Raw genomic sequence first — 275 nt, forward strand, 5'->3', positions numbered from 1 at the left:
TGCTTGTCGGTCTCGTCGCTCCCCTTGCCGGTGAGAATCTCGAGGTACTCGAGAGCAGGGGTGTCGATCGGGCGAAAGCCGTAGCTGCGATAGACCCGCCGCGCGGTCTCGATGATCCACTCCCGCGGCATCATCGCCTCGGGGAGATAATCGCGGAAACCATTTAATGTGCGCGGCTGACTCAAGGCCATGGCAGGAGTCAGGAGTCAGGGGACAGGAGTCAGACAGTGGGCTGTGGGAAGTGGGCAGTGGGCCGTCGATGGGAGTTGCATGGG

Annotated in this window: 1 protein-coding gene; it reads right to left on the reverse strand. The window is 62.2% G+C overall.

The features are described from left to right. On the reverse strand, nt 1-191 hold a 191-nt coding region (locus GUI70_RS23170; RefSeq protein ID WP_202630594.1), incomplete at its 3' end, for an ATP phosphoribosyltransferase regulatory subunit. Nucleotides 192-275: the final 84 nt, after the last annotated feature.

It is taken from the genome of Deinococcus alpinitundrae (assembly GCF_009982895.1).
Lineage (GTDB): Bacteria > Deinococcota > Deinococci > Deinococcales > Deinococcaceae > Deinococcus > Deinococcus alpinitundrae.